The sequence below is a fragment of the Rhizobacter sp. P3_C12 genome, from assembly GCF_056402735.1.
On record NZ_JBFUGW010000541.1, the window covers coordinates 1 to 1,757 of the forward strand.

General features: G+C 75.0%; 1 protein-coding gene. It reads left to right on the top strand.

All coding sequences use genetic code 11. The annotated features are described in order from the left end of the window. The coding region (locus AC1DXV_RS34290) for a translocation/assembly module TamB domain-containing protein (protein ID WP_477938002.1) at window positions 1–1,757 on the top strand (1,757 nt) is incomplete at both ends.

Consider the following 1,757-nt stretch of genomic DNA (forward strand, 5'->3'; position numbering starts at 1 on the left):
GCGCGGCGCGCTGCACCGTGTCAGCGATGTCTCGCTGCGGCTCGATGCGCTGCAGGTCACCGGCGGCGCGCAGATCGGTGCCGACGGCGACATGCCGCTCGAGCTGCAGCTGGCCGGCGTGCAGGGCAGCGGCAGCGAGGCGGCCCTGCCGACGCTGCCGGCCTGGGCGAAATCGCTGCGCAACGACTGGCATGCCGACCTGTCGGCGAAGGGCCCGCTCGCGCGCTTCAACGCGAAGGCCGCGTTGCGCGCACAAGGGCAGTCGCTGGACGCCACCGCCACCGTCGCGCCGTGGGACCCCTGGCCGCTGCCGCAGGTCGATGCCAGCACGCAGGCGCTCGACCTGTCGGCGCTGCTGACGAGCGCACCGGTGACCGCGCTGAGCGGCACGGTCTCGATCGCGCCCACCGATGCGAAGGCCGGCAAGGGCGGCCTCGCCGCGCGCGGCACGCTGCGCAACGACACGCCCGGCCGCTGGGACGAGCAGCGCCTGCCGCTGCGCCAGCTGAGCTTCGATGTGCGCGGGCGCGCCGACCAGCCGCGGCAGTTCGAGCTCGCGGCATTCGAGGCGGTGCTCGCCGGCACCGCCAAGCCGGCCGGCAGCGTCAGCGGCACCGGCCGCGTCGACGGCGGCAACTTCGAGCTGAACGCGACGCTCGACAAGATCGCGCCGTCCGAGCTCGACCCGAACCTGCCGGCGATGACGATCGGCGGCCCCGTCACGCTGTCCGGCCAGACCCACCCGCCGCTGCCCGACGGCAGCGCACAGCCGCCGAGTTTCAAGGCGCTGGTCGACCTGAAGGGCCAGCTGCTGCAGCCGGCGCGCGCGGTGCAGCTGAAGGTGGATGCGCAAGGCGACGAGCGGCGCATCGAGCTGCGCGAGTTGCGCGCCTCCGCCGGCGCGGCGCAGGCCAGCCTGAGCGGCAGCGCCGAGCGCGCGGAACCTGGTGCAGCACTCTGGCAAGCCAAGGCCAAGGGCGCGCTGGTCGATTTCGACCCCGCGGCCTGGTTCCCCGGCCCGCCCGAATCGAGCTGGCACCTGGGCCCGCACCGGCTGAACGTGAAGGGCGAACTGGCCGTGACCGTGCCCGACAGCGTGACCGCCCCGGCCCCGCGCGGTGCGACGCTGCTCGACCGCCTGGCCGCGCTGCGCGGCGACATCACTGCGGTGATCGGCGACAGCGTGCTGGCCGGCGTGCCGCTGCGGGGCGACCTCGCGCTGCACCACCCGAGCGCCGCCGCGCCGTTCGCCGCCACCGTGAAACTCGACGCCGGCGGCAATGCGCTGAACGCCGAAGGCACGCTCGCCACCGATGCGCGCGGCGCCGCCGACCGCTGGCATGTCGATGCCCGCGCGCCGGTACTGGCACGCCTGCAGCCGCTGCTGAAGCTGCTGCCCGGCGCGCAGGCCTCCGGCCTGCTCGAAGGCCTGAACGGCAGCTTCAACGGCGAAGCCGAACTGACCGGCCGCTGGCCCGACGTGAAGACGCAGGGCCAGGGCAAGCTCGCGACACTGCGCGCCGGCCCGCTGGCGGTCGGCCAGGCCGACTTGCACTGGCAGGCGGGCACCAGCGCCGACGCGCCGCTGGAGCTCACCGCCGACATCGCCCGGGGCGCCTGGCGCGGCCAGGGCCTCGACAGCAGCCGGCTGCAGCTGCAGGGCACGGCCCGCTCGCACACGCTGAACTGGCGCAGCGAGCTGAAAGCCTTGCCGCCGGCCTGGGTCGACAGCGTGCAGCCGCCACCCGTTGCGCGAG